The sequence below is a fragment of the Sulfitobacter sp. OXR-159 genome (assembly GCF_034377145.1).
In the GTDB taxonomy this organism is placed as follows: Bacteria; Pseudomonadota; Alphaproteobacteria; order Rhodobacterales; family Rhodobacteraceae; genus Sulfitobacter.
The window spans coordinates 2900031-2921242 of sequence record NZ_CP139707.1; the positions used below are offsets into that span (position 1 = coordinate 2900031).

21 protein-coding genes and 1 tRNA gene are annotated in these 21212 nt (G+C 62.9%); 14 read left to right on the forward strand and 8 right to left on the reverse strand.

Annotated elements, in window-relative coordinates; genetic code table 11:
- Positions 1 to 31 precede the first annotated feature (31 nt).
- From T8A63_RS14850 to T8A63_RS14880, 7 genes are all read left to right on the forward strand, one after another.
- Positions 32 to 1114 (forward strand): ABC transporter permease, encoded by a 1083-nt coding sequence (locus T8A63_RS14850; RefSeq protein ID WP_322344250.1) that lies wholly within the window; start codon positions 32 to 34, stop codon positions 1112 to 1114.
- Positions 1114 to 2034 (forward strand): ABC transporter permease, encoded by a 921-nt coding sequence (locus tag T8A63_RS14855; protein ID WP_322344251.1) that lies wholly within the window; start codon positions 1114 to 1116, stop codon positions 2032 to 2034. The genes T8A63_RS14850 and T8A63_RS14855 overlap by 1 nt, the downstream gene beginning before the upstream one ends.
- 71 nt (positions 2035 to 2105) lie before the next feature.
- Complete coding sequence (locus tag T8A63_RS14860; RefSeq protein ID WP_322344252.1) at positions 2106 to 3179, forward strand: BMP family ABC transporter substrate-binding protein; 1074 nt, start codon at positions 2106 to 2108, stop codon at positions 3177 to 3179.
- Between the two features lie 115 nt (positions 3180 to 3294).
- Entirely contained in the window at positions 3295 to 3912 is a 618-nt protein-coding gene (locus T8A63_RS14865; RefSeq protein ID WP_300056827.1) for a glutathione S-transferase family protein, read from the forward strand.
- A 65-nt stretch (positions 3913 to 3977) separates the two neighbouring features.
- Complete coding sequence (locus T8A63_RS14870; RefSeq protein WP_300056829.1) at positions 3978 to 4916, forward strand: aldo/keto reductase; 939 nt, start codon at positions 3978 to 3980, stop codon at positions 4914 to 4916.
- Entirely contained in the window at positions 4913 to 5566 is a 654-nt protein-coding gene (locus T8A63_RS14875; protein WP_322344253.1) for a DUF938 domain-containing protein, read from the forward strand. Before T8A63_RS14870 ends, T8A63_RS14875 begins: the two co-directional genes overlap by 4 nt.
- Positions 5563 to 6351 carry a GH25 family lysozyme gene (locus tag T8A63_RS14880; RefSeq protein ID WP_322344254.1) on the forward strand — a complete coding sequence of 263 codons (789 nt, stop codon included), beginning with the start codon at positions 5563 to 5565 and terminating at the stop codon, positions 6349 to 6351. The genes T8A63_RS14875 and T8A63_RS14880 overlap by 4 nt, the downstream gene beginning before the upstream one ends.
- A 97-nt stretch (positions 6352 to 6448) precedes the next feature.
- Here the strand turns inward: T8A63_RS14880 and T8A63_RS14885 are convergent, their stop codons facing one another.
- From T8A63_RS14885 to T8A63_RS14900, 4 genes are all read right to left on the reverse strand, one after another.
- Positions 6449 to 7180 (reverse strand): hypothetical protein, encoded by a 732-nt coding sequence (locus T8A63_RS14885; protein ID WP_132444609.1) that lies wholly within the window; start codon positions 7178 to 7180, stop codon positions 6449 to 6451.
- Between the two features lie 11 nt (positions 7181 to 7191).
- The gene (locus tag T8A63_RS14890) at positions 7192 to 9684 is read right to left on the reverse strand and encodes an FAD-dependent oxidoreductase (protein ID WP_322344255.1); all 2493 of its coding nucleotides are present in this window, start codon (positions 9682 to 9684) and stop codon (positions 7192 to 7194) included.
- 212 nt (positions 9685 to 9896) lie between these two features.
- Positions 9897 to 11300, reverse strand: a complete 1404-nt coding sequence (locus tag T8A63_RS14895; protein ID WP_322344256.1) for an FAD-binding oxidoreductase — start codon at positions 11298 to 11300, stop codon at positions 9897 to 9899.
- A 103-nt stretch (positions 11301 to 11403) separates the two neighbouring features.
- Positions 11404 to 12390 carry a 2-hydroxyacid dehydrogenase gene (locus tag T8A63_RS14900; protein ID WP_120350272.1) on the reverse strand — a complete coding sequence of 329 codons (987 nt, stop codon included), beginning with the start codon at positions 12388 to 12390 and terminating at the stop codon, positions 11404 to 11406.
- A gap of 155 nt (positions 12391 to 12545) precedes the next feature.
- On the opposite strand from T8A63_RS14900, the gene T8A63_RS14905 reads away from it, so the two are divergent.
- The 7 genes from T8A63_RS14905 (at position 12546) to T8A63_RS14935 (ending at position 16881) form a co-directional block, all read left to right on the forward strand.
- Complete coding sequence (locus T8A63_RS14905; protein WP_120350271.1) at positions 12546 to 13055, forward strand: SH3 domain-containing protein; 510 nt, start codon at positions 12546 to 12548, stop codon at positions 13053 to 13055.
- 77 nt (positions 13056 to 13132) lie between these two features.
- Entirely contained in the window at positions 13133 to 14125 is a 993-nt protein-coding gene (locus tag T8A63_RS14910) for an NADPH:quinone reductase (RefSeq protein WP_322344257.1), read from the forward strand.
- A 67-nt stretch (positions 14126 to 14192) separates the two neighbouring features.
- A complete protein-coding gene (locus tag T8A63_RS14915; protein WP_322344258.1) occupies positions 14193 to 15536 on the forward strand; it encodes a mechanosensitive ion channel family protein in 1344 nt (447 codons plus the stop codon).
- Between the two features lie 62 nt (positions 15537 to 15598).
- Positions 15599 to 15673, forward strand: a tRNA-Gln gene (locus T8A63_RS14920).
- A gap of 113 nt (positions 15674 to 15786) precedes the next feature.
- Positions 15787 to 16158 (forward strand): polyketide synthase, encoded by a 372-nt coding sequence (locus tag T8A63_RS14925; RefSeq protein WP_322344259.1) that lies wholly within the window; start codon positions 15787 to 15789, stop codon positions 16156 to 16158.
- A gap of 42 nt (positions 16159 to 16200) precedes the next feature.
- Positions 16201 to 16692, forward strand: coding sequence for a copper chaperone PCu(A)C (locus tag T8A63_RS14930; protein ID WP_322344260.1), 492 nt, complete (start codon positions 16201 to 16203; stop codon positions 16690 to 16692).
- An 18-nt stretch (positions 16693 to 16710) separates the two neighbouring features.
- Complete coding sequence (locus tag T8A63_RS14935; protein ID WP_161487407.1) at positions 16711 to 16881, forward strand: hypothetical protein; 171 nt, start codon at positions 16711 to 16713, stop codon at positions 16879 to 16881.
- Positions 16882 to 16940: 59 nt separating this feature from the next.
- Here T8A63_RS14935 and T8A63_RS14940 read toward each other — a convergent pair whose 3' ends face one another.
- The 4 genes from T8A63_RS14940 to T8A63_RS14955 all read right to left on the reverse strand — a co-directional run bounded on the left by T8A63_RS14940 (position 16941) and on the right by T8A63_RS14955 (position 21035).
- Complete coding sequence (locus T8A63_RS14940; protein WP_322344261.1) at positions 16941 to 17855, reverse strand: D-amino acid aminotransferase; 915 nt, start codon at positions 17853 to 17855, stop codon at positions 16941 to 16943.
- A gap of 272 nt (positions 17856 to 18127) precedes the next feature.
- Positions 18128 to 18934, reverse strand: coding sequence for an ABC transporter permease (locus tag T8A63_RS14945; RefSeq protein ID WP_322344262.1), 807 nt, complete (start codon positions 18932 to 18934; stop codon positions 18128 to 18130).
- The gene (locus tag T8A63_RS14950) at positions 18927 to 19694 is read right to left on the reverse strand and encodes an ABC transporter ATP-binding protein (RefSeq protein ID WP_067940056.1); all 768 of its coding nucleotides are present in this window, start codon (positions 19692 to 19694) and stop codon (positions 18927 to 18929) included. Before T8A63_RS14950 ends, T8A63_RS14945 begins: the two co-directional genes overlap by 8 nt.
- Before the next feature lie 81 nt (positions 19695 to 19775).
- Positions 19776 to 21035, reverse strand: coding sequence for a cation:proton antiporter (locus tag T8A63_RS14955; protein ID WP_322344263.1), 1260 nt, complete (start codon positions 21033 to 21035; stop codon positions 19776 to 19778).
- Positions 21036 to 21212 lie beyond the last annotated feature (177 nt).

The window sequence follows — 21212 nt, forward strand, 5'->3', positions numbered from 1 at the left end:
CATCTTTCACTCTGACCATTGGGGGTGATCTGTGATCCGCCTTGAAAAGCGCCCGCAGCCCAGCCGGGCCCTTTCCCTGTCGACGCCGATCATGGCGGTGCTGGCCACTTTCATCTTCGGCGGGCTCTTGTTCGCCGTGCTGGGCAAAGACCCAGTCGAGGCGCTGCAAACGATTTTCTGGCAGCCGCTGTTTGGCGAATATGCCTTTTATTACCGCCCGCAACTGCTGATCAAAGGCGCGCCCTTGGTGCTGATCGCCATCGGTCTGAGCCTTGGGTTCAAAGCGGGCATCTGGAACATCGGGGCCGAGGGGCAGTACATCATGGGCGCCATCTTTGGCGCGGCGACGGGGCTGGCGTTCTACCCTGCCGAAGGGTGGTATATCTTCCCGCTGATGGTGCTCGCGGGGGCCTTGGGCGGTTGGCTTTGGGCGATGATCCCGGCCCTTTTGAAGGTGCGTTTTGGCACGAATGAAATCCTCGTCTCGCTGATGCTGGTCTATGTGGCCGAGCAATTCCTTGCCTCTATGTCACTGGGTTTGCTGAAGAACCCCGAAGGCTATGGTTTCCCCGGCTCGCGCAACCTGCAACAATACGCTTCTGCCCATAACGCCGAGTTGTTCGCCGGGTCTGGCATGCATTGGGGCGTGGTCGCAGCCCTCATCGCGGTGATATTCGCCTACGTCCTACTCGCCAAACACCGGTTGGGCTTTGCCATCCGCGTGACAGGCGAAGCCCCCCGCGCCGCGCGGTTCTCGGGTGTGAACCCGGCGCGGCTGGTGCTGTTTTGCCTCGGCACCTCTGGCCTGCTCGCCGGGCTTGCGGGGATGTTCGAAGTCTCCGGCCCCTCGGGACAAATCACCATCGACTTCAACGTGGGCTATGGCTTTACCGCTATCATCGTGGCCTTCCTTGGCCGTTTGCATCCCATTGGCATCCTGCTCGCAGGCGGATTGATGGCGCTGACCTACATCGGCGGCGACATCGCGCAGTCGAACCTTGGGCTGCCCGCCGCTGCGATCCAAGTGTTCCAAGGGATGCTCCTGTTCTTCCTGCTCGCGCTGGACGTTTTCACACATTACCGGCTGCGTCTTGGCGCGGCGGAGGCTGCCTGATGGACCTTTCCGCAATCAACCCGCTTTTGTTCGTCGCAGGCTTCCTCGTTGCCGCGACACCGCTGATCTTCGCCGCCATCGGCGAATTGGTGGTCGAGAAATCCGGCGTGCTGAACCTCGGGGTCGAGGGCATGATGATCACCGGCGCGATCTGCGGCTTTGCCACGGCGGTCGAGACCGGCTCGCCGCTTTTGGGCTTTGCCGCCGCTGCTGTCGGGGGCGCGGCACTGAGCCTGCTCTTTGCCTTTCTTACCCAAGTCACTTTAGCGAACCAAGTCGCCTCTGGCCTGTCGCTGACGCTTTTCGGCCTCGGCCTTTCGGCGCTGATCGGGCAAAGCTACGTCGGGATCAAACCGCCCCGGCTGGGCGATATCGATTTCGGCCCGCTGGCCGACATCCCGGTAATCGGGCCGATCCTGTTCACCCATGACATCATCCTCTATCTCGGTATCGCGCTGGTCGCCGCCGTCTGGGCCGTGCTGAAATTTACCCGCGCCGGGCTGATCCTGCGCGCCGTGGGCGAAAGCCACGATGCGGCCCATGCGCTCGGCTATAAGGTCAAGCGCATCCGCACGGCGGCAATTCTCTTCGGTGGCGCCTGTGCGGGCCTCGGCGGCGCCTACATCAGCCTGATCCGTGTGCCGCAATGGACCGAAGGCATGACCGCCGGGATCGGCTGGATCGCCCTTGCCCTCGTCGTCTTTGCCTCGTGGAAACCATGGCGCGCACTCTTGGGTGCCTATCTTTTCGGCGGCATCACCCAGTTGCAATTGAACTTGCAAGGCGCGGGCGTTGCCATTCCAGTAGAGTATCTGGCAATGTCGCCGTATATCATCACCATCATCGTTCTGGTGGTGCTGTCGGCGGACAAAAGTGCCGCGCCGGCCTCACTGGGCCGAACCTTCCACGCCTCGAACTAGGGGCATCACGTCACGCGGCCCTGCGCCGCACATCAAGCCCCGGCAAGGGGCACGTAAACAGGGGAAACCTCATGAAACTATCAACCCTTATGACCAGCGCGGCCCTTGCGCTCGGCCTTGCTTCGGGCGCTGTTGCCCAAGACAAGACCAAGGTCGGCTTTGTCTTTGTCGGCCCCGTGGGCGACGGCGGCTGGACCTATGAGCACAACCAAGGCCGCTTGGCCGTCGAAGAAGAGTTCGGCGATAAGGTCGAAACCGTCTTCGTCGAAAGCGTTGCCGAAGGCCCCGACAGTGAGCGTGTGATGACGCAGATGGCGCTCGACGGTGCCGACCTGATCTTCACCACCTCCTTTGGCTACATGGACCCCACCATCAACGTCGCTAAGAAATTCCCCGACGTGAAGTTCGAGCACGCCACCGGCTACAAACGTGCCGACAACGTCTCGACGTACTCCGCGCGTTTCTACGAAGGCCGCGCCATTCAGGGCCACATCGCGGGCTCGATGACCGAAAGCAACATCATCGGCTACATCGGCTCCTTCCCGATCCCCGAAGTGATCCGCGGCATCAACTCCGCCTATATCCACGCCAAGAAAGTAAACCCCGACGTTCAGTTCAAAATCGTCTGGGCCTACACATGGTTTGACCCGGCCAAAGAAGCCGACGCCGCCAAGGTTCTGATCGAACAAGGCGCTGACGTGGTCCTGCAACACACCGATTCCACAGCACCCCAAGCGGCGGCACAGGAAGCGGGCAACGTGATCACCTTCGGTCAGGCGTCCGACATGGCGCAATACGGTCCCAAGCCGCGCGTTTCCTCCATCATTGACGACTGGGCCCCCTACTACATCGACCGCGTCAAAGCGGTTATGGATGGCACATGGGAATCCACCGACACATGGGACGGCATCGGGCCGGGCATGGTCGGCATTGGCGAGATCTCTGACGCCGTTCCCGCCGACGTGAAAGCCGAAGCGCTGGAAATGAAAGACAAGATCGCATCGGGCGAATACCACCCCTTCACCGGGCCGATCAACAAACAGGACGGCTCCGCGTGGCTGGCCGAGGGCGAGACCGCCGATGATGGCACGCTCGCGGGCATGAACTTCTATGTCGAAGGCATCGAAGGCACCATCCCGCAGTAAGCCGAACCGGCTCACAGATGACAGGGGCGTGCGGGCAACCGCGCGCCCCTTTTCCATTGCGGCCCGCGCCGGGGTTGCTAGGCTCGCCCTTCCCTCTTTGTGAAAGGCGCTTGCCATGATCACCGTGCACCACCTCAACCGCTCCCGCTCGCAGCGCATCCTTTGGCTGCTGGAGGAGTTGGATCAGCCCTATGACGTCATCCGCTACCAGCGCGATGCCAAAACCAACCTCGCCCCGCCCGAGTTGAAACTGGTGCACCCTCTGGGCAAGTCCCCGATGATAGAGATTGATGGCCAGTTGGTTGTCGAAAGCGCTGCCATCGTCGATCTGCTCTGCACCCGCTTCGCCCCCGAAATGATCCCTGAACGCAACACGCCCGCCTTCCTGCGCCATATGGAGCTGATGCATTTCGCCGAAGGCTCTGCCATGACGCCGATCCTGCTCAACCTCTATGTCTCGCGCTTGGGCGATGCCGCAGCCCCTCTGCACCCGCGCATCAGTTCGGAATTGGACAACCACTACAGCTATATGAACAGCCTCGTGCGGGCCTCGGGCCACTTCGTGCAAGATACGCTGTCGGCAGCCGACATCATGCTGAGCTTCCCCGCCGAGGTTGCCATGCGCCAAGGCCGCGCCGCGGATTATCCGGCACTCAAGGGCTTTGTAGAGATGATCCACAACCGCCCCGCCTATCAACGCGCGCTAGAAAAGGGCGAGCCGCAGGACGCCTAGCGCCCCACCGCCTGCCCCGCGCCAAGCCCATTGCGCGCGGGCAGCGCCCATGCCACCAATCGTGCATGAACCAGATGCTTACCAGCCTTGACGGCACCCCCGCCAGCCGCCTCGCCTTCGGCACCATGCAATTTGGCGGCCGTGCCGATGCGGCGGCCTCGCGCGCGATGTTCGACGCCTGTATCGAGGCGGGGATCACGCATTTCGACACGGCGCATGTCTATACCGACGGGGCGTCCGAGACCCTGCTGGGCCAGTTCGTGCAAGATCGCCGCGACAGCCTGATCGTGGCCACCAAAGCCGCCTATATCGGCGGCGCAGGGCGTGCCAATATTCTCGCTTCTGCCGAGACATCACGCCAGCGGATGCAGCTTGATACGCTCGACGTGCTCTACCTGCACCGTTTCGACCCAGACACACCGTTGACCGAAAGCTTCGCCGCGCTGGCCGAATTGAAAGATCTGGGCCACATCCGCCAAGTTGGCCTGTCCAACTTCGCCGCATGGCAGGTCGTCAAAGCGGCCCATATCGCCGCCGACTTCGGCCTAGAAATCACGGTGATCCAACCGATGTACAACCTCGTTAAACGCCAAGCCGAGGTCGAGATCCTCCCCATGGCCCTTGACCTCGACATTCTCGTCGCGCCCTACTCTCCCTTGGGCGGCGGGCTGCTCACCGGGAAATATGCCACCGGAGGCACCGGTCGCCTCAGCGAAGATGACCGTTATGCTGCCCGCTACGGACAAGAGGTGATGCACGGCGCCGCTGCCGGGCTGGCCGCCCTCGCCCGCGATCTTGGCACCCATCCGGCGACCCTCGCTGTGGCATGGGCGGCGGCACACCCCACGCGGCCAACCCCGATCATTTCCGCCCGCTCTTTGGCACAGCTTGAACCGTCACTGGCCGCGCTGAACTACCAAATGACGCCACAAACCTACGCCGCCATCGCCGCGCTCTCGCCCACACCGCCCCCGGCCACCGACCGGCTAGAAGAGCAATCATGAGCCGACTGCCCCCGAGTGCCAGCGTCGCCGAAAACGCAGGCGGCGACCGTCTTTTCGCCCCCGCCGCCGCACGCAATCTCGACGCGCTTTGCGATCTGCTGGCAACCCACGCTCCACAAAAAGGCCGCGCGCTGGAAATCGCCAGCGGCACCGGCCAGCATGTGGTCGGCTTTGCCAAACGCCTGCCGGGCCTCACATGGCTGCCCAGCGACATCGACACCGCCCGCCGCGCCAGCATCAACGCCCACGCGGCCGAGGCCGCCCTGCCCAATATCGCCCCGGCCCTACCGCTCGACGCCACCAGCCCCGGCTGGGCAGCCGAGCATGGCCCCTTCGACCTGATCATGTTGGCCAACCTGCTGCACCTCATCCCAACCCCCGCCACCCAGAGCCTGATCACCGAAGCCGCCACAGCCCTCGCCCCCGGCGGCACACTGATCCTCTACGGCCCCTTCAAACGCGCTGGCCAAACCATCTCCCCCGGCGACACCCGCTTTGACGCCGAACTGCGCGCCGCCGACCCCACGATCGGCTACAAAGACAACATCGACATGGCCCGCTGGCTCAGCGATGCGGGCCTTAGCCCGATCGACGAAGTGGACATGCCCGCCAACAACCTCGCATTCATCGCCAGAAAGCCCAGCCCATGATCCTCCGCCGCGCCCTGATCCTGTCGCTCCTTGCCCTCGCCGCCTGTGGGAGCCCAAGCACCCCGCCCCCCGCCGATCCCGACACGCTCTTTCCGGCCCGTTTCGGCGACAGCGACCCGGTGGATTTCAACGGCCGCACACCGCAATCCTTCCCCGTCCACGGGATTGACGTGGCCCGCTTTCAAAACAACATCGACTGGAACACCGCCCGCAGAAACGGCGTGAACTTCGCCTTCATCAAAGCCACTGAAGGCGGCGACCTTAAAGACATCAACTTCGACACGCATTGGCAAGGCGCAGGACAAGCCGCCGTCAAACGCGGCGCCTACCACTTCTACTACTTCTGCACCTCACCCGAGGATCAGGCCCGCTGGTTCATCCGCAACGTGCCGCGCACCCCCGGCATGCTGCCCCCGGTGCTCGACATGGAATGGAACCCGTTTTCCCCCACCTGCGCCCACATCCGGCCCCCAGCATCAGAGGTCCGCGATCAAATGCGCCGCTGGCTCGCGGTGGTCGAGGGTCACTACGGCCAACGCCCGATCATCTACACCACGCCAGAATTCTACCGCAAAAACGATCTTGGCAGCTTCAACGGCTATGACTTCTGGCTGCGCACCACCGCCAAGACCCCCGCCGAGGCCTACCCCGGCCAAACTTGGCGCTTCTGGCAATACAGCGCCACCGGCATCGTCCCCGGCATCGGCGGTGACGTAGATCTCAACGCCTTCTCCGGCAGCAGCGCCCAATGGCAAAACTGGGTCGCCACCCGCGCCGCACGCTAAACGCAAAAAGGGGGGGGGGCGCACCTCCTCCCCCTTTCATCCTTTCTTAAATACCGCTGCGCCTCAGCAGCCCCGCGCGCAACGCCGCTGTTGCGCGTCAGTCCCGCGCATAATGACGCGCCACGACAAACAGCCCGCCCACCAACAAAAGCGGCAGCAAGAATATCCGAAACACATGCACGCCCAGCACCGCCAACAGCGCGCCAATCAACTCATCCGCCCGGCTCCAGAGGTTGCTGGCAAGCTGCCGATACTCCGTCAGCCCCGGCTCTTCCTCACCCAAAGCCTCGCTGCCACCGACACGGGCGGTGATTTCCTCGATCACCTTCATATTGCGGTCATAGACTCCCTCGGTCAGCGTCCCGGCCAGCGGCTCCGACACCACCAAGGCCAGCGGCAGCGCAAACCCCAGAAACCCACCATACCAAGCCAAACGCCGGGGCAGCCCCCCATGTCCGCGCTTGCTCAAGGCCCATATCCCAAGCGCGAGGCTCAGCAAGCCCAAGCCAATAGCACTCACCGGGCCAAGCGCCACCGCGATCACCCCGGTTGCCACCATCACGCCGAAAACCAACCCCGCGATCCGCTCAACCGTGTCGTCAATCGGCTCCAACACCTTCAGGGGTCGCGCCGACCCCGAAGCGATGAAGGACAGCCCCACCTCGATCTCTTGCGCAGTGGACAAAAAGGCATTCAACGTGCGCAGCGTGACATAGGAAGCCGCCGCCGTGGTCGCCACATCCGCGGCATAGCCCTGCGCCGCGCTGACAACCGGATTGTCCCGCAACAGCGCCGCCGTCAGCGCCAGCACGCAGAAAAAAGCAAGCAACCCCCGCCGGATCAACCGTCCGCCCGGATGCGCTGGTTCTTCGGATCATAGGGACTGTCTTCGACCACCTCGGCCTCCCACAATTGATCAAGCATCTTTACCTTCAGCTTCGTGCCTACCACCGCGTCTTGCAGTTGCACATAGCCCATGCCGATGCTCTTGCCGAATGCGACCGAATAGCCACCCGAGGTCAGCCGCCCGGTGCGCCGTTCGCCATTGTAAAGCACCTCACGCCCCCAAGGGTCCGCATCCTCTGGCCCGTCAATCAGAACCGTCACGCATTTCACGCGAATGCCGTGATCGAGCATCGCCTGCTTCCCGTGAAACTCTTTACTCAGATCCACGAAACGCGGCAGATCGGCCTCTAGCGGCGTTGCATCGCGGCCCAACTCATTGCCAAAAGCACGGTAGCTCTTTTCCTGCCTGAGCCAGTTCTGCGCCCGCGCGCCCACCAGCTTCATGCCATGCGGCGCGCCCGCCTTTTCCAACTGATCAAACAAATGGTTCTGCATCTCAATCGGATGATGCAATTCCCAACCGAGCTCCCCGGTATAGGCCACCCGGATCGCCCGCACCGGCACCATCCCCAACTCGATGTTGCGCATGGTCAGCCAGGGGAACCGCTTGTTGCTCAGCACCGTGTCGGGCTCCGCATCGCGCACCAAATCCCGCAACACATCACGCGACTTCGGCCCAGCAATCGCAAAAACTCCCCACTGCGTGGTCACGTCATGACATTCGACATAACCCACCTCGGGCATCTTATCGGCAATCGCCTTGCGCAGGTAATCGCTGTCATAGGCGCTCCACGCCCCCGCAGAGACCAGATAATACTCATCCTGCGCCAGCCGCACGATGGTATATTCCGTCCGCGTCGTCCCTGCCCCGGTCAGCGCATAGGTCAGGTTAATCCGCCCCACCGAGGGCAGCTTGTTGCAGGTGAACCAATCCAAGAAAGCCGTTGCCCCCGGCCCGCGCACCAGATGCTTAGTAAAGGCCGTGGCATCAATCAGCCCCACCCCTTCGCGAATGGCTTTCGCCTCGTCCACCGCGTGTTGCCACCAGCCCCCGCGCCGGAAAGAGCGGCTGTCATGGTCGCTAAACCCCTCCGGCGCAAAATAATTCGGCCGCTCCCAGCCGTTCACCTGCCCGAACTGCGCCCCCCGCGCCGCCTGCCGATCATATGCCGGAGAGGTCCGCAGCGGCCGACAGGCCGGACGTTCCTCATCCGGATGGTGCAAGATATAAACGTGATCGTAGGCTTCCTCGTTCTTCCTCGCGGCATATTCCGTGGTCATCCAATCGCCGTAGCGCTTGGGATCGAGGCTTGCCATATCGATCTCGGCTTCGCCCTCAACCATCATCTGCGCCAGATAATAGCCGGTGCCCCCCGCAGCGGTGATCCCAAAAGAAAACCCTTCCGCCAGCCACATATTCCGCAGCCCCGGCGCTGGTCCCACCAGCGGATTACCATCAGGCGTGTAACAAATCGGCCCGTTGAAATCGTCCTTCAACCCGCAGTTCTCAGCCGAGGGGATGCGGTGGTTCATCGCCATATACTGATCTTCGATCCGCTCCAAATCCAACTGAAACAGATCCGCCCGGAAACTATCCGGCACCCCATATTCAAACCGCGCCGGCGCGTTCTTCTCATAGACCCCTAGAATCCAGCCGCCGCGCTCCTCGCGCACATAGCTTTGCGCATCAGCATCGCGGATCACCGGATGCTCGACATTCCCCGCCGCCCGATAATCGACAAGCGCCGGATCGCGGTCCATGATAATGAACTGATGTTCCACGGGAATCGCAGGCATCTTGATCCCCAGCATTCGCGCGGTGCGCTGCGCATGGTTGCCGCTCGCGGTAACCACATGCTCGGCGGTAATGACGATCTGCTCATCACTGTCGACAAGGTTCCCGCCCTTCTCCACCATCTTGGTGCAGGTCACTTCCCAATGGGTACCATTCCAGTCAAACGCATCCGCCTGCCACTTGCGCTCAATCGAAACGCCACGCTGCCGCGCGCCCTTGGCCATCGCCATCGTCACATCGGCGGGGTTAATATATCCGTCCGTCTGGTGATAAAGCGCACCCTTCAAATCCGATGTCTCGATCAGCGGCCACTTCGCCTTGATCTCATCCGGGGTCAGGAACTCATACGGCACACCGCAGGTCTCAGCGGTCGAGGCATAGAGCATATACTCATCCATCCGCGCATTGGTTTGCGCCATCCGCAGATTGCCCACCACGGCAAATCCAGCGTTCAGCCCGGTCTCAGCCTCCAAGGTCTTATAGAACTCGACCGAATACTGATGAATATGCGTCGTCGCAAAAGACATGTTGAACAACGGCAAAAGCCCCGCCGCATGCCAAGTCGAGCCCGAGGTCAACTCGTCCCGCTCCAACAGCATTACATCATCCCAACCCGCCTTCGCCAGATGATAGGCAATCGACGTGCCAACCGCGCCGCCCCCGACAACCAATGCTTTGACTTGCGTTTTCATCTGCCAATCCCTCTGCCCTAGGCTCACCCCGTTGTACGCAGCAGGGCAAGAGACCGCAGGCACCAGCCGACCCAACATGGCCAAAAACCGACCTTACCCCCTCACCAAACGCGCCAATCCCGCGTCAGAGCACCGCCACCCCAACTTCATCCTTTTACAAATACCGTGCACCACATTTCCCGCCGCACGACATCAGGGCAGACCACCCCATCTCACCCCGGCAAGATCTTCCCCGGGTTCAGAATATTATCCGGATCCAGCGCCGCCTTGAGCGTCGCCATCACATCCACCGCAGCGCCCAATTCCTTGCCCAGATAGGCCCGCTTGCCCTGCCCGATCCCATGTTCGCCGGTGCATGTCCCATCCATAGAGATCGCCAATTCCGCCAACCAACTGACGAACACCTCGCCCCGCGCCACCTCATCGGCGTCGTCCATGTCGATCAACAGCGAGGCATGGAAGTTCCCGTCGCCTGCGTGGCCCACGATGGGCGCGATGAGCTTCAACTCCTCCGCCCGCGCCTGTGCCGCGACCACGGCATCGGCCAACCGGGAGATCGGCACGCAGACATCCGTCGCCACGGCCTTGCACCCCGGTCGCAGCGCCAGAACGGCCCAATAGCCGTCATGCCGCGCCTGCCAGAGTTTGTTGCGCTCTTCTGGGGTTGTAGTCGCCGCATAGCCGGTGCCGCCAAATTCTTCGGCCAACATGCCAAAGGTCTCGGCCTGTTCGACAACCCCGGCGTCAGAGCCGTGGAATTCCAACAACAAAAGCGGCGTTTCGGGCAGGGTCAGCTTGGAATAGGCGTTCACGGCCTTCACCACATCGGCGTCCAAAAGCTCAATCCGGGCCACGGGCAGGCCGTATTGGATCACTGCCATAACGGTCTCACAGGCCGCCTGCACCGTCGGGAAAGAACAGCGCGCCGAGGAGATCGCCTCAGGGATACCCTGCAAGCGCAGCGTGATCTCAGTGATGATCCCCAGTGTCCCTTCCGAACCCACCATCAACCGCGTCAAATCATAGCCCGCCGAAGATTTTCGCGCCCGGCCGCCGGTGCGGATCACCCGGCCATCGGCCATCACCGCCTCAAGGCTCAGCACATTGTCTTTCATGGTGCCATAGCGCACCGCATTGGTGCCACTGGCCCGTGTCGCCGTCATCCCACCCAGTGAGGCATTGGCACCGGGATCGATCGGAAAGAAGAGCCCCTGGTCGCGCAGATGGGTGTTCAGCGCTTCGCGGGTCACGCCGGGCTGCACCCGGCAATCCAGATCGCCTGCGTTCACCTCAAGCACCCGGTCCATCTGCATGACATCAATGCAAATCCCGCCCGCCGGCGCGTTCACATGTCCTTCGAGCGAGGTGCCCGTGCCGAAGGCAATCACCGGCACCCGATGCGCGGCACAGATACGCACTGCCTGTGCCACGTCGTCGGTCGAACGTGCCATGACCACCCCGTCGGGGGCCTGCGTGGCGATCCATGTGGTGGTGTGGCCGTGCTGCTCGCGAATGGCTTGGCCGGTCAGCAGATTGGGCCCAAAGGCTTGTGCCAATTCATCTAACGCTGCGGCAATGCCCGCCTCATTGCGCTGCAGTTCTGCGATCTTCGTCATTTTCCAACTCCAAACAGCGCCTGTGCGCCGCAGGAAGCCCTGCGGGCGCAACTTGCGAAAATACTTTTACCCAATAGCCGCCATACCGCCGCCGCCCGCGGGCTTACAGCATGGAGGGCACAACTTGATCAGGCGGACGGTGACCATCATCAAAGGTCTTAATATTGATCAAGACTTTCTCGCCCATCTCGATCCGGCCCTCCAGCGTGGCCGACCCCATATGCGGCAGCAGCACGACGTTTTTCAGCTCTCGTAGGCGCGGATTGATCTCGCGGCCATGCTCGTAGACGTCCAGCCCCGCGCCTTTGATGTCACCCGCACGGAGCATCCGCGTCAGGGCGTTCTCGTCGATCACCTCCCCGCGGGAGGTGTTCACGATCACCGCGTCGGGCTTCATCAGCCCCAAACGGCGGGCGTTCATCAGATGAAAGGTACTGGGCGTATGGGGGCAGTTGATGCTGATCACGTCCATCCGGCTGACCATCTGATCAAGGCTGTCCCAATAGGTCGCCTCCAAGGCGCTTTCGACCTCTTCACGCAGGCGTTTGCGGTTGTGGTAATGCACCTGCATGCCAAAGGCCCGCGCGCGGCGCGCCACGGCCTGACCGATCCGGCCCATGCCCAGAATGCCCAAACGACGCCCGCCGACCCGACCGCCCATCAGCGCGGTCGGTGCCCAGCCATCCCAATTGCCGGACTGCATCACCGCCATACCCTCGGGCATGCGGCGGGTCACGGCCAAGATCAGCGCCATGGTCATATCGGCGGTATCATCGGTCAGCACACCGGGGGTGTTCGACACCAGTACGCCGCGCTGGCGCGCGGTCGCCACGTCGATATGGTCAACCCCCGCACCGTAATTCGCGATCAATTTCAACCGCTCGCCCGCCTGGGTGATCAGCGGCGCGTCGATCTCATCCGTGATCGTCGGCACCAGCACATCCGCTTGGCGCATCGCCGCGCCCAATTCCTCGCGGGTCATGGGCTTGTCATCTTCGCGTAGGGTCACGTCAAACAGCTCTGACAGCCGTGTTTCCACCGCCTCTGGCAACCGTCGCGTCACTACAACACTCAACCGCTTCTTTGACATGCCTGCTCTCCCGGTCTTGGCGTCGCCTCGTTTCACAGGCATGGTGTCTCATGCAGCGACGAGGCACAAGAACTCGCGCCGGAAAAAGAGCAACAATAACCCGCAGATTTGCACAGCACCGACCCACAGCAGTGAACCGCATAGCAGGCAATTCCATGATAACCGCTTTCCTTCGCAGTGCCCTGATGGTGGGCGCGCTGCTTTTGGCGCAGGCGACCTCCGGCGTCGCACAAGAGGCGCGCGGACAGGTCACCAACCTGCCCCTCCCCCGTTTCGTTTCGATGAAAGCCTCAGAGGGCAACGTCCGCCGCGGCCCGTCGCTGTCGCACCGGATCGACTGGGTCTACAAACGCCGCGACCTGCCGCTTAGGATCACCGCCGAACACGGCCATTGGCGCCGGGTAGAGGACCGCGACGGCATGGGCGGCTGGGTGCATTACTCGCTTTTGTCAGGCACCCGCACCGTGCTGGTTGAGCAAGACATGCTGCAGCTTCACGTCAATCCAGACCCAAAGGCCGCCGTGGTGGCGCGGTTGGAACTGGGCGTGGTGGCGCGCTTGGGCGAATGCACGCTTGAATGGTGCGAGTTGCGTTCGGGCGGCTTTACCGGCTGGGCCCCCAAAGTGCGGCTTTGGGGTGTTGGCCCCAAGGAACTGCGCGAATAACACCGCCTTTCAGGCCAATTGCATGATCCCGGCGCTTGCGCCACTCTGCCGGCAAAATTCAAGCCGGAGAGAGCGCCATGCAAGCCATCACCTATGACCAATTCGGAGCCGCCGCAGATGTGCTGCGTCTGTCAGAAATCGATAGCCCCGCCCCGCAACCCGGCGAGGTCTGCGTGGCGCTGAGCCACTCGGGCGTGAACCCATCGGATGTAAAGGCCCGCGCAGGCACCCGCCCCGGCGTGACCAAACCACCCTTCCCGCAGGTCATCCCCCACAGCGACGGCGCGGGAGAGATCATCGCCGTGGGTGCGGGCGTCGATCCTGCCCGTGTGGGTCAAAAGGTCTGGGTCTGGAACGGCCAATGGCAGCGCGCCTTTGGCACGGCGGCACAGCAGATCACCCTGCCCGCGCATCAGGCCGTGCCGCTGCCCAAAGGCGTCTCTTTTGAGACCGGCGCGCAGCTTGGCATTCCGGGGCTGACGGCCTGCCACGCCGTTTTCGGCGGCGGCGGCGTGGCCGGGGAGACGGTGCTCATTCAAGGCGGTGCCGGAACCGTGGGATATCTCGCCGTGCAATTGGCGAAATGGGGCGGGGCCAAGGTGATCGCCACCTGCAGCCCGCGCGACAATGATCTGGTCCGCGAGGCTGGCGCCGATGCAGTGTTGAACTACGCTGACCCAAACCTCGCCGCCGCCGTTTTGGATGCCAACGGCGGCAAGCCTGTCGAGACCATCGTCGATACAGAGTTCGGCCTGAACCTCACGACCGACACCGAGGTCATCGCCCCCAATGGCCGCATCGCCGCCTATGGCTCGGCGGCGGAAATGTCGCCCACACTGCCCTTCTACCCGCTGCTGTTCAAAGCCGTGACCATCGACATCATCCTGATCTACCTGCTGCCCACCGGCCCGCGCGAACAGGCGATCACACGACTGCATCACGCGCTGGAAGACGGGGCTCTGCGCTGTCCCGTCGATACGGTCCTGCCGCTAGCCGAGACCGCTCGTGCGCATCAATTGGTCGAGGCAGGACATCGCAACGGCGCGGTGCTGCTCGATTGTCAGGGGTAGCGCACTAATTGACCAAGCCACCGCCCTCATGAAGGGGCGGCGGCCTTGTCCGTCGACGGAGACCCCCATGCGCCTGATTGCTGCCCTGCCCCGCCTGATCCTGTGCCTGCTTTTGCTTTTTGCCCTGCCGGCGCCCCCTGCGTCGGCGCAGGACAACGACCAGCCCGAAGGCACCATCGCCGTCGAAGGGGACGCCACGGCAGACGCCGCCATCGCCAACCGCATCCGCGCCATCCTGCGCGAGCTTGAAGGATTTGAGAAGGTCAGCGTCTCGGTTTCTTCCGGCATCGTCACCCTGCGCGGCACCACGCTCGACACCGCCAGCGCCGCACGTCTGAGCGAGCTCGCAGGCCGTGTCGAAGGGGTGGTCGCAATCCGCAACGAGGTCCGCGAGAGCACCGATGTTTCCGAACGGCTCAACCCTGCCGTGGACCGCTTCACGGCGCGGATGGAGCAGGCCGTGGCCCTCCTTCCGTTGGCCCTAGTGGCGCTTGGGGTCTTTGCCCTGATCGTCGTTGCCGGGCTGGCACTAGCGCGGCTGCGCAACCCGTGGAAGCGGCTCGCCCCCAACGCCTTCATCGCTGACATTTACCGCCAGATCATCCGACTGGCCTTTATCATCGCGGCGCTGGTCGTGGCGCTTGATATTCTTGGGGCGACGGCGCTGCTGTCGGGCATCCTTGGAGCGGCGGGGATCGTCGGCCTTGCCATCGGTTTCGCGGTGCGCGACACGGTCGAGAACTTCATTGCCTCCATCATGCTGTCGATCCGCCAGCCGTTCCGCCCCAATGACACGGTCGAGATTGACGGCGACACCGGCAAGGTGATCCGCCTGACCAGCCGCGCCACGATCTTGCTCAGCTACGATGGCAATCATGTGCGCATTCCCAATGCCACGGTCTTTAAAAGCCGCATCATCAACTACTCACGCAACGCCGAGCGGCGGTTCACCTTTACCCTTTCGGTGGCCAGCGATGCCGATCTGGCCCGCGCCCGGGAACTGGCGCTGGAGGTGTTGAATGCCCTTCCCTTTGTCCTGCCCAGCCCCGAAGCCGCCGCTTGGGTGGAGGAGGTCGCTGATCACTGGATCAACATGCAATTCGCCGGTTGGATCAATCAAGAGACCACCGATCTGGTCGCGGCGCGCGGCGAAGCGATTCGCCTGACGCTGGCCGCCTTTGACGCGGCGGGCCTCACCGCAGAGCCTCCCGCCTATCGGCTTATCACCCAAAGCGAATCGTCCTCCGCCGCGCCGCACGATTCGCCCCAAACGCCGGATGCGCCCGCGAATCCCGCCGCTGCACTGCCCGTCGCACCCCAAACCGAGCGTGAGCTGACCCGCATCGTCGCGCAGGAACGTGCCGAATTGCCCAGCAAAGACCTGCTCTCCGTTGATGCCGCCGAAGAATAGGCTAATTTATCAAAAACGGGTCTTGCACCCCGGGCCAGAGAACTCTAATTAGCGCCCTGTGTTGGGATGTAGCCAAGTGGTAAGGCAACTGTTTTTGGTACAGTGTACCGTAGGTTCGAATCCTACCATCCCAGCCAACACAATCCCCCGATAGCCAACACCGACTACCGCACGGAGCCTGCCCTACGACATCACGTCGCAGACCAAAGCGCCCTATAGCGTTGCGGCGTCAGCCGCGGTATCAGCGCGCATGTCCGCCGTTTCGCGCATATCCTCGCTCCGGGTCTACCTGACCGTCTTGCTGGTGCTGGCCCTTGCTAGCTTGCCCTTCGCACATCGTGCGACCGCGCAGGTACAGCAAGACCCGGCCTTTATCGCCTTTATCCAAGCGGGCGGCACGCTGAGCGATCTTTGCGACGGCCCGCTCGAAGGGCAGAACCATGCAGCCTTGGATTGCGAAGCCTGCCGGATCGTCAATGCGTTGATCTTGCCGACCCCGGCAGATGTCTTGCTCCCGGGCGGGAGGCTGCGTTTTGCCACGCCGCGCGTGGCCCGTGCCCTCGGCGCACCGCGCAGCCCTGCAGGGGCGCCCCCGCCTGTCCGGGGGCCGCCATTCGTCTGAGCCATCGCTTCTTTCGCAATACTCAGACAATGGACCACGACAATGAAATCTTTCTATACCGCAGCCTTGGCTGCCCTACTTGCCCTGCCCGCCGCCGCGCATGAGTACACCGCCGGTGCTTTGACCGTCGATCATCCGATGGCCTTTGAAACACCGAAAACCGCCCGCGTCGGCGGCGGCTATCTGACAATCACCAATGGCGGAGACAGCGCAGACCGCCTCGTCAGCATCAGCGCCGAGGGCTTCGACGAAGTCTCCCTCCATCAGACGACCACCGATGATATGGGCGTCGCGCGCATGTCGCATATCGACGGCCTCGATCTGCCCGCAGGTGAGACGGTGACGCTTAAGCCCGGAGGGCTGCATATCATGTTCATGGGCCTCGACGGTGACCCTTTCGAGGAAGGCGAGAAAATCCCCGCCACCCTGACCTTTGAAAAGGCCGGAACCTTGGAGGTGATATTCAACGTCGAAAGCCGCCGTGGGCATGATGCGGGCGCCACGGATCACGGCGCGCACGCGCAAAAACACTAACCCCAAAACAGCAGCAGGATGCGCCGCAAGGCGTTGACCGGCCCGCTTCGGCACCTCTGCCTCTGGGCGGTGGTGGTGTTGTTTGGGGCGTTCTCGGCGCTTGCGCCCGGAACCATGCCAGAGCGCAAACAGGGCGCGCTGACCATGGTGCTGCTGGATTGCGGCTGCTGCGACGTGTGCCGTTGCTGAAACGCATGGTTTCGCAAAATGCCGCCCGCCCCTTCGCGGGGGCGGGCACCGCTTGGCCCTCAGGCCGTGTGCTGTTTGATCAGCTCTTTATAAAGCGCCTGAATGCGTTTGGTGACGGGCCGTTCTCCGCTGCCGATGGTCTTGCCGTCAATCTCTGCCACCGGCGTCTGCGCACCAAAGGTGCCAGTGAGAAAGGCCTCATCCGCGCCATAAGCCTCGTAGAGCGAGAAGTTCTTCTCCCGCATCGGGATGCCGTTTTCATGGCACAGGTCGATCACCTTCTGCCGCGTCACCCCGTTCATGCAGTAATCCCCGGTCGAAGTCCAAACCTCGCCCCGGCGCACGATGAAGAAGTTGCAGGCGTTGGTGGTGTTCACAAAACCATGCGGGTCAAGCATCAGCGCCTCATCCGCGCCCGCTTCCTCGGCCTGAAGGCAGGCGATGATGCAGTTCAGCTTTGAGTGGCTGTTGAGCTTGGGGTCTTGGCTATGTGGCAGCCCGCGCACCTGCGGGACGCTCGCCAGACGAATGCCCGCCGATTGCAGGCGATCCACGGGTTTGGAATGCTCCATGATGATCACCAGCGTCGGCCCGGTGGTGCTGAGCGAGGGGTGCTGGAAGGGTTTATCCTTAATCCCGCGGGTCAGCATTAGGCGGCAGTGCACGTCACTGTGCATATCGTTCGCCTCTGCCGTGCGGCGCAGCGCCTCGGCGATGCCGTCTTTGTCCAGGCCCACGTCGAGCGAGATCGCTTTGCAGGAGTTGAAGAAGCGGTCCATATGCTCATCGAAGAAGGCCCATGTCCCGTTGTACAGGCGCATGCCTTCCCAGATGCCGTCGCCCAGCATGAAGCCCGCGTCGTAGACCGAGACCTTGGCTTCGTCGCGGTGCACGATGTCGCCGTTGACGTAGATCTTGATGTCGCGGTTGCGAACGTCTTCGTCGGCGGCGTGGGTGGTGGTGTGTTCGGTCATGGTGGGGATCCGTTGGTGAGGGCGGTTGCAGCATTGATAGCAAAGCCGTTCAGGACTACCACCCCAGCCCGGAATCAAGCCGCAGGCGCCGGGCCATCGCCTGCCCGCCCGTCACGCCGGAGGCGTGCCAGCCTATATTGGCGCACCTTTGGTGCGACCGGGTAGGCGATTTGGTGAGGCTGGGCGTGCCCTCGCGGACCGCACATTAAAACCGAGAAATAAAGTGGGACCAATTTACGTCAGATCGCCGACCCGCGGGCAGGCGCTGGCCCTCAGACCCGCCAGCTCAGCACGCGCCGTTCCACGAAGGCCACCACCGCAGACACCGCCACGCCCAGCAGCGACAGGATCACCACACCCGCAAACAGACGCTCCAAATCATACAGGCTCCCCGCCTGCAAAATATACGCCCCGATCCCATATTCCGCGCCCAGCATCTCAGCCGCCACCAACAGAATAATCGCAATCGTCAGCGAAATCCGCAGCCCCGAGAGGATCCCCGGCATCGCGCCGGGCACCACGATTTTCGAAACAATCGACCACCAACCGAGGCCGAAACTCTGCCCCATCCGGATCAACACCCGGTCCACATTGTCGACCGCCGCATAGGTGGCGACCACCGTGGGCGTGAAGGTGCCAAAGGCGATGAGCGCGTATTTACTCGCCTCATCAATGCCAAACCAGATCACAAACAGCGGCAGCAGCGCAATCTTGGGGATGGGGAAAATCGCTGCCACCAGCGGCACCAGACCCGCGCGGGCCAGAGAAAACAGCCCGATCAGCACCCCAATCCCGATCCCCAGCGAGGCACCGATCAGCGCGCCTACGGCCAGTCGGGTCAGCGAGGGGCCGAGGTGTTTGAACAACAACCCCGACTGGTAAAGCTCTTGAAACGTTAGCAACACATCGCTGGGCCGAGGCAACGTCAGGGCCGAGATAAAGCCGCTGCGCGTGCCCCATTCCGCCAGCAGGATCAGCACAACGAAGACTGCAAGCCCCACGCCGCGCCGCGTGCCGGGCTGGAAGCCACCGCCGCGAAAGGTTACTTCGCGGGCATTCACATCCGTCGTTTCAGCCATCGATCAACTCCGCATCCGCCGCCGCGGCCTCATCGCGCATCAGCCCCCATAGGTGCTGTTGCTGCGCCTCCAACGCCGGGTCGCCATGGCGACGCTCGGCCAGCGGCATGTCTAGGTTCACCACCTCGCGCAATTCACCCGGACGGCGCGAGAGCACGACGATCTTATGCCCCAACCGCACCGCTTCAGCGAGGTTGTGGGTCACATAGACCGCCGTGAACGGCTGCCGCGTCCAGAGCGCCACAAGGTCGTCCATCAAAAGCTCGCGGGTCTGGCTGTCGAGCGCGCTCAGCGGCTCGTCCATCAGCATCACCGCCGGATTCACCGCCAGCGCACGGGCAATCGCCACGCGCTGTTTCATGCCGCCCGAAAGCTGTTTGGGCAGCGCATCGGCGAAATCGGTCAATTTGGTCCGCGCCAGCACATCGGCGATGATCGCCTCACGCTGCGCCTTACCCAGCCCGTGATCCTCAAGCACCAGCGCCACATTGCCGCGCACCGTGCGCCACGGCAGCAGCGCGAAATCCTGAAAGATATAGGTCAGTGGGTTCAAACAGCCCTCAGGCGCATCGCCCATTTGCAGCACGCGGCCTTCGCTGGGCCGCTCCAACCCACCGAGCATGCGCAGCAGGGTGGATTTGCCACAGCCGGAGGGGCCAACGATGCAAACGATCTGGCCAGAGGGAATATCGAGCGTGATGTCACGCAGCACTTGGGTATCGCCATAATAATGGCAGACGGAGGAAAGCTTGAGGTCCATGCCGCCCTTTTCCGGCAAAAACGCCCCGCGCGCAATGTGCGATCCGCGTCCCGGCGCAACCGCCCTGCGCCGGTGGCGCGCTTAGGGCTGCTCACCCTCTTTACGGCTCAGGCCGTCCACCGCGATCCCGGCGGTAAAACCATGCACCAAGGTCGACACGAGGATCGCAAAACCCACCATCGCCCAAAGCGGCTCTTCGTCCAGAAACTCCACCTTCCCCGCCGCATAGGCAAGGTAGTAGATCGACCCGATCCCCCGGATCCCATAAAGCGCCACAACCCAGCGGGGGCGCGTCTCTAGCGAGGTTCCCAAAAGCGACAGCCACCCGGCCAAGGGGCGCACGACAAAGATCAGCGCCAGCACGATCACCGCACCGGCGAGGGTCAGATCAGCCAGCAAGGCAGGCAGCACCGCGCCAATCGCCACCAGCAGCAGCGCCGTTAGGGCGTGTTCAACAGCAGCGGTGAAATCATGCAAGCGGCGGTGGAATTCGTGGTCCGCCTCAACCCGCCGGATCACCAGACCGGCCACCGCCACGGCGATGAAACCATAGCCTTCGACTAATTCCGTGGTGCCATAGCACAAGAGCACCCCGGCCAAAGCCACCACGCCCGAAGATGTCTCGGCCAGAACCGCCTTGCGCGGCACGGCGAACAACACCTGCCCCAAGGCCCAACCGCCCGCAGCACCCATCGCGGTGCCGACAGCGATGCGCCAAAAGACATCGCGCGCCAGCCATTCCACGCCCCAAGTCGCCGGGGCCAAGCCTTCGGCCGCGACCAGAAGACCAAGGTAGACGAAGGGGAAGGCCAAACCATCGTTCAGCGCCGCCTCTGTGGTCAGGGCGAAACGCACCGGATGTTCGCCCCCTTCCTGCGGCGGGCCGACTTGCACATCGGCGGCCAGAACCGGATCGGTCGGGGCCATCACCGCGCCCAGCAAGATCGCCCCCGCTGCTGTCATCCCGGCAAAGGCCCAGCCCATCACGGCGACCGACAGGATCGTCAGTGGCATGGTCAGCGCCAACAACCGCGCCGTTGGGCCCCAGCGGGACCAATCAGAAAGCCTGTCGATCCGCAGCCCCGTCGCGAAGAGCGCGACGATCACGCAAAGCTCCGACACGATTTCCCATGGAAAGGGGGTGGCGCGCGGGTCGGGGAAACTCGGCATGCCGGGAACAAGGGCGAAAACGCCCATCCCCAAAAGGATCAGCAGCCCCGAGGCCGCAGGCTCTCGCCGACTGAAAAAGCGGGGCAGCCAATGGGCAAGGATCACCACGGCCCCAACGGCCCCCAAGGCGAAATGATAGCCGTTCAGGGCGAAAAAACTGCCGTCGCTCACTGCATATTCCCGTTTTATGGTCAGGGGCTTGGCCCCGCATCAGCACCAAAGGTATCTTGGCGCCGCTGTATTGCCAGTGATGCCTGCCGGAAATCCCAACCTGCGGGAGCAAAAGGTAAAGGCGCGCCGGAGGGGAACGCGCCTTTACAAAGCAATCATATCACACAATCGACACGC

Coding starts and splice junctions, on each gene's coding strand:
- T8A63_RS14925 (WP_322344259.1), top strand. CDS start 15,787: ATGTCCGCCGTTTCGCGCATATCCTCGCTCCGGGTCTACCTGACCGTC.
- T8A63_RS14890 (WP_322344255.1), bottom strand. CDS start 9,684: ATGAAAACGCAAGTCAAAGCATTGGTTGTCGGGGGCGGCGCGGTTGGC.
- T8A63_RS14875 (WP_322344253.1), top strand. CDS start 4,913: ATGAGCCGACTGCCCCCGAGTGCCAGCGTCGCCGAAAACGCAGGCGGC.
- T8A63_RS14945 (WP_322344262.1), bottom strand. CDS start 18,934: ATGGCTGAAACGACGGATGTGAATGCCCGCGAAGTAACCTTTCGCGGC.
- T8A63_RS14940 (WP_322344261.1), bottom strand. CDS start 17,855: ATGACCGAACACACCACCACCCACGCCGCCGACGAAGACGTTCGCAAC.
- T8A63_RS14865 (WP_300056827.1), top strand. CDS start 3,295: ATGATCACCGTGCACCACCTCAACCGCTCCCGCTCGCAGCGCATCCTT.
- T8A63_RS14880 (WP_322344254.1), top strand. CDS start 5,563: ATGATCCTCCGCCGCGCCCTGATCCTGTCGCTCCTTGCCCTCGCCGCC.
- T8A63_RS14895 (WP_322344256.1), bottom strand. CDS start 11,300: ATGACGAAGATCGCAGAACTGCAGCGCAATGAGGCGGGCATTGCCGCA.
- T8A63_RS14935 (WP_161487407.1), top strand. CDS start 16,711: ATGCGCCGCAAGGCGTTGACCGGCCCGCTTCGGCACCTCTGCCTCTGG.
- T8A63_RS14950 (WP_067940056.1), bottom strand. CDS start 19,694: ATGGACCTCAAGCTTTCCTCCGTCTGCCATTATTATGGCGATACCCAA.
- T8A63_RS14870 (WP_300056829.1), top strand. CDS start 3,978: ATGAACCAGATGCTTACCAGCCTTGACGGCACCCCCGCCAGCCGCCTC.
- T8A63_RS14905 (WP_120350271.1), top strand. CDS start 12,546: ATGATAACCGCTTTCCTTCGCAGTGCCCTGATGGTGGGCGCGCTGCTT.
- T8A63_RS14900 (WP_120350272.1), bottom strand. CDS start 12,390: ATGTCAAAGAAGCGGTTGAGTGTTGTAGTGACGCGACGGTTGCCAGAG.
- T8A63_RS14910 (WP_322344257.1), top strand. CDS start 13,133: ATGCAAGCCATCACCTATGACCAATTCGGAGCCGCCGCAGATGTGCTG.
- T8A63_RS14915 (WP_322344258.1), top strand. CDS start 14,193: ATGCGCCTGATTGCTGCCCTGCCCCGCCTGATCCTGTGCCTGCTTTTG.
- T8A63_RS14855 (WP_322344251.1), top strand. CDS start 1,114: ATGGACCTTTCCGCAATCAACCCGCTTTTGTTCGTCGCAGGCTTCCTC.
- T8A63_RS14860 (WP_322344252.1), top strand. CDS start 2,106: ATGAAACTATCAACCCTTATGACCAGCGCGGCCCTTGCGCTCGGCCTT.
- T8A63_RS14930 (WP_322344260.1), top strand. CDS start 16,201: ATGAAATCTTTCTATACCGCAGCCTTGGCTGCCCTACTTGCCCTGCCC.